This window comes from Psychrobacter sp. AOP7-B1-24 (assembly GCF_052376215.1).
Lineage (GTDB): Bacteria > Pseudomonadota > Gammaproteobacteria > Pseudomonadales > Moraxellaceae > Psychrobacter.
In genome coordinates, this window is record NZ_JBQSVL010000119.1 from 1 (window position 1) to 5,248 (window position 5,248).

The window sequence follows — 5,248 nt, forward strand, 5'->3', positions numbered from 1 at the left end:
TAGTTTCAGGTGTTCTACCATCTAAACTATCTAGATATATCTTCCTTGTAAACCTAGTCTCATCTTCATTAAAATAAATCTCACCAGAATTTATTTTACTTTTTAAAGTTTCTTTACTCCACCTCCAACCATTTTCAGGAGGTAAAATTTCTTTTCCGCTAGGAGTTATTACAGGATATTTAAGGTTTGGACGATAGAGTGCATTTCGAACATCACCTTTCCTCCAATAGCCTCTCGGATCATTATCAGGATTCGAATAGTTCTTATTATCTTCATCTGTTCTTTCTAATGAGCATAACTCGAAGTCTTCTGATTTTTGATAACATAGTATATGATTATGATGTACTGAAAATATACCGGAATAACCTTTTGGTTGCACACTATGCTGCCAAACTATATTCGCTAGAAAGTTATTCTCACCAAATATTTCATCACATAATTTTCTTAAATTAACGACTTCGTTATCATCAATTGCTATAAAAATAGCACCATCGTTAGAAAGCAAGTTTCTTGCTAGTTTAAGGCGAGGATACATTAAGTCCAACCACTTTGAGTGGTATCTACCTGACTCGTCTCTATTTGTTGAGAAGCTATTACCATCAGAATCAACCTGATTAGTTAATTTTAAATAGGATTTAATTCCATCTGAAAAATCATCTTCATATACAAATTCATTACCAGTGTTATATGGAGGATCAATAAAAATCATCTTAACCTTCTTATGGTAAGACTTTTGCAATAACTTAAGAACCTCAAGATTGTCACCTTCAATAAATAGGTTTTCTGTCGTATTCCAGTTTACGCTTTCCTCGGTATAAGGTCTTAATGTACCTGTTGAAGGGGTTTGAGCGATTTGACGCGCTTTGGTCTTGCCATTCCATGTAAAGTTGTATCGCTCTTCTGAGTCATCAACCTCTTCTCCTAAAACTGCTTTAAGAGCCTCAAAATCAATTTTATCTTCAGAAAAAACATCAGGAAAAAGCTGCTTAAGTTGCTCAATGTTTTGCTGCGTAATGTCTAAGCTTTTCGCTTCTGGGCTATCGCCAGTAATTTTATCTATAACTTGATCTTTCATAAATTTTCGCTTTTATTCGTTAATTATTGGGTTAGCCGACAAGGTGTTGATGAATCTAGAAGCTTGATGAAACTTAGCTTTACCCCAAGGCATCATTCGGTATTGTGGGTAACTAATGTATAACCATCTTTTTGCTCGTGTTACTGCAACAAAAGCATTGTTTTTTTCTTCATTCAAATCTTTTGGGCTCGTTGCTCGGTAGTCTGGAAATACTCCATCACACATACCAATTAGAAAGACGATATCTTTTTCTAAACCTTTCATTGTATGGACTGTACTTAGTGTTAAACCTTGACCTTGTGTTGCAGAGTCGAGTTTTCCTAATGTCATTGCATTTACAAATGACTTAAGACTTACACCTAAACTTCTACGTCTAAAAGTAGTCCATCTTTTTTGGAACTCATCAAGTTCCTGAATACTAATGACTAATTCAACCTGTTCTTTCTCAGTAAGTCTTACTAAATTATATTCATCCAACTTATCCTTAAGAGCCGTACAAAATTTACGGATATTTGGTTGTTCAGCATCTATTTTGTGAATCTCTTGTAAGAGAAAAGCTTGTGCGTGTGCTAACGGTAGATCTGATGACTCAATTAACTGCGACCAAGCAAGTAGAAGGTTATTGTCATTCCACTGGTCAGGCTGTTGAACTTTCAACAAAGAGCACAGCTTCTTTCCATCGATCCAATCTTTAGGATTTAACTTCAAACGAATTGCGTAATCTAAAACTCTGCCGAACAAAGAATCAGGTTCAGCTTGTCTTTCACCTTTATTAAGGTGATATATAATATTATTTTCATCAAGCTTTTCTTTTAACCTGTTAAAAACAAATTTATTTCGTCCTATAACAACCATCTTTTCTAGAGAAATATCACCCTCTATCTCATTATGCTCTTTTGCCTCTAAAAGACCTTTAATGGCTCTAATCAACCAGTTCGCCTCAACCTCTTCATTTAAACACGGTTGTATTATTGCACGTCCATTGAATGCCGCTTGATGGTTAATCTGAGAGTTAGGCTTAATCACATTCGCCAACTTAATCACTTCTTTGCTACTTCGATAGTTTTCTCTCAAAGTGAATGTTTTAGGCTCAAAATCACTTAAGAAATCTTTTTCAAAGTAATCTTTTGATCCATTGAACCCATAAATCATTTGATTAGGATCTCCTACCATCAAGATACTTTTAATCCGCTGCCCACAAAAAACCTTTATCAGTTCATATTGAGCTTTATTTAAGTCTTGAGCTTCATCAACACACACATGTTTATACATAATCTGATATGTTCTGGCGATGTTAGAATTTTCATTTAAGATTCTATAAGCTAAGAACAAAATATCATTAAAATCTATACCACCACTGTTTAATAATGCTTCTTGATAATCTTGGTAGATATCATAAAACCGTGGCTCATTCGGAAATCGAGTTTCAATTTCATCACGCTCAGTTAGTAACTCTCTCTTAATTTCAGCAAAAGCATTCATATAACCTTGCATGACCTGATTTCGCTTACGCTTTTCAGCAGGGTCATTTATGTTTAAATACTCATCTACATCAATATTACTGTCTCTCAATGACTGTAAAAACAGCTCCATTCGGTCCTGATCTCGCTCATAGATATGCAAGTCGTTGGACAAGCCAATAGTATGTCCATAACTTTCTATAATACTTTGAGAAACTGAATGAATTGTAGATACCCAAGTACGCTCTTCTACTCCAATAAAATCAGCCAAACGCTCTTGCATTTCTTGAGCTGCCTTGTTCGTGAAAGTAAGAGCTAACACCTTATCCTTCTTAGTATTATTAAGAATATATCTAATTCTTTCAGTCAAGACTCTCGTTTTACCCGAACCAGCAGAAGCTAGGACTTGAATTGCTGATTTAATGTCAAATTCTACAATCTCTTGCTGTGAGGGGGATAAAGAAATCATAGTTCTGCTCCTGCTTTAATTTGCTCAAACAATGCAATAATTTTAGGTGGCAAAGCTTCAGGCTCTAGAGTGCTTAAGTGATCAGCAACAACTTTAGCGTATTTAGTTTTGTCAGAATCTAAAATTTCCAAAATTGCTTTTTTATAACCATCATCATCAGAATAATCGTATATACCACATTCATAAATTGGCTGATTGCAAGTCTCACATCGTGGCTTATCTGAGATTACAGCCTTAGTCTGGTTACCTTGTTTGTTTGAAATATACTTGGTAATTCTGTCATCACCATCATATGCTTTTATGGCGGTCTCGATCTCTCCTTGAAAACCACTGTCTAGCAAATACCCTTCGAAATCAGTATCTTCCAGTATTGTTACGTTTGTAGCAGTCGTTATATCTATCCCTCCAAACAAGGAATCAAATACTTTTTGTAATTCTTTTATTGGTTTTTCTTCCCCATCTGAAAAGATAAAAACAGGTATATTGAAATCTCTGGCAAATGTTAAATATGGCTTATATTTTGAACCTGACCCACCAACTCCAATGAAATTTATTCCTAAGTTAAAAGGGGCTTTAGAAAAATATCTTTCAAACAATAATGGGAGAGCCTGAGCTTCAGTCTCTCCTTCTGACAAGACTATTGCAGTAGAGAACAGCAATTCACCCTTAGAATGAATAACCTCACGATGAATTTTTCTTAGCTCTTCTGGTTGTAAAGCTTGATTTAGAGAAAAAACACGAATACCTTGACCATTACTTTTAGCTATTACTCTCAAGTCTTGTTGATTTGCCAATGCAGCCAAGTAAGGAGAATGAGAGCTTATGATCGTTTGCCCCTTAATATCAGTCAATTGCTTATAAAGTGTTCGTTGAGCATTTGGGTGTAAGTGTGCTTCAGGTTCTTCTGCTGCAATGATAGGGAAAAAGCACTCTTCCTCCTCTACATGCTTTTTCTCCAAAACATCTATGAATGCTTTTACTGTGAGCATAGAAGCCCAACTTCTCGTTCCCATTCCATGATATTCCATAGAAAATGAGTTCGCTTCATCTTCACCAAAATGAATTGAAAACCGCTTTGATAAATCTCTTATTTTTTTAGGAAATGGTGTTATATCGGTTTGACCTTGACCTTCAAATGATTGATTTAATAAATCAAGATGTTTTCCCAACTCACTTAAGACTGTACTTTTCTCTACTGCACGTTCATTGAGTTCTGCTATCAGGTCTTCAAGAGCTTCTTTATCATCACTTTCAAAACTTATGTCAGATAAAACCTTACCCATATAAGAATTTTTCTCACGTAAATCCTGACAAATATCTCTCTGAGCATCTATAGCAATAAATGGTATAGCATCGACAAGCTTTGAAATTTTATTATTTATCTTAGCTGATTCATCTGTCCAATTTTCAAATCTAGGCCATCGAGATAACGGGTAGCGACTAACTTTAAAGCCGCCTTTAACACTGTCTTTTTCACAAATCGTTCTTATTGCTACGAAGTCATTTTCTTCAATATCAGCTTGAACCCAGTCACCAAAAACCTCAATCCATTCATCAGAGAACATATCTGTTCTTTGACTATTCTCATCTACAGGGACAATAGAGATATCCACAATAATTTCTGAGCATACACTGTCATTACTATTAATGTAAAAATCTTCATCTGTTAAGTGTCTTCCATAATCGCCAAGAGCAAGCTGCAACGCTTTTATAATAGAAGTTTTACCTGCATTGTTCTGACCTATAAGAACTGCAACTTTGGGTAAAGTTATCTCTAAGTTTGAGATTCCTCTAAACCCAGAAATTCTTACTACATTAATTAGAATAGCCATAGAACCTAATTACCTTAGTATTTACAAAGAATATTTCAATTTACTGATCAAGTTTTTAATGTTCTTAGCTTCAATGTTGAGACGCATTTTGACGTTCATCTGTGTTTCTTTTTTAATCTTATTTCTTATACTCGCTAGTTCTGCCTCCAATCCTTCTAATTTCTGAAGTAAAGCTGTTTTATCTTCGTTACTCTTCTTAGAAAAATTCGAGCTAGCTAACTTTGTATTTTGTTCAATATTTAGTTGCGCTTCAGGCTTATTATCACTTTGAGATATTGAAGAGCTCTTGGATTTGTAGTTCCCAGAAATCCTACTAGCCTTTAATCCAATCAGCATTGAGATAAGATCTTGATAGAGCTCAAAATAATTAAGACTTGAGACATTCACCAAAGAGAAGTCATTAAGAAAATCG

Annotated in this window: 4 protein-coding genes; all 4 read right to left on the reverse strand. The window is 34.9% G+C overall.

From position 1 onward, the window contains the following. The coding region (locus ACT3QP_RS14020) for a site-specific DNA-methyltransferase (RefSeq protein WP_444525930.1) at positions 1–1,075 on the reverse strand (1,075 nt) is incomplete at its 3' end. Between the two features lie 12 nt (positions 1,076–1,087). Beyond that, complete coding sequence (locus tag ACT3QP_RS14025) at positions 1,088–3,004, reverse strand: ATP-dependent helicase (protein ID WP_444525931.1); 1,917 nt, start codon at positions 3,002–3,004, stop codon at positions 1,088–1,090. Continuing rightward, positions 3,001–4,836 carry an ATP-dependent nuclease gene (locus tag ACT3QP_RS14030; protein ID WP_444525932.1) on the reverse strand — a complete coding sequence of 612 codons (1,836 nt, stop codon included), beginning with the start codon at positions 4,834–4,836 and terminating at the stop codon, positions 3,001–3,003. The genes ACT3QP_RS14025 and ACT3QP_RS14030 overlap by 4 nt, the downstream gene beginning before the upstream one ends. Positions 4,837–4,857: 21 nt before the next feature. Beyond that, a partial coding sequence (locus ACT3QP_RS14035) for a hypothetical protein (RefSeq protein WP_444525933.1) occupies positions 4,858–5,248 on the reverse strand: 391 nt, incomplete at its 5' end.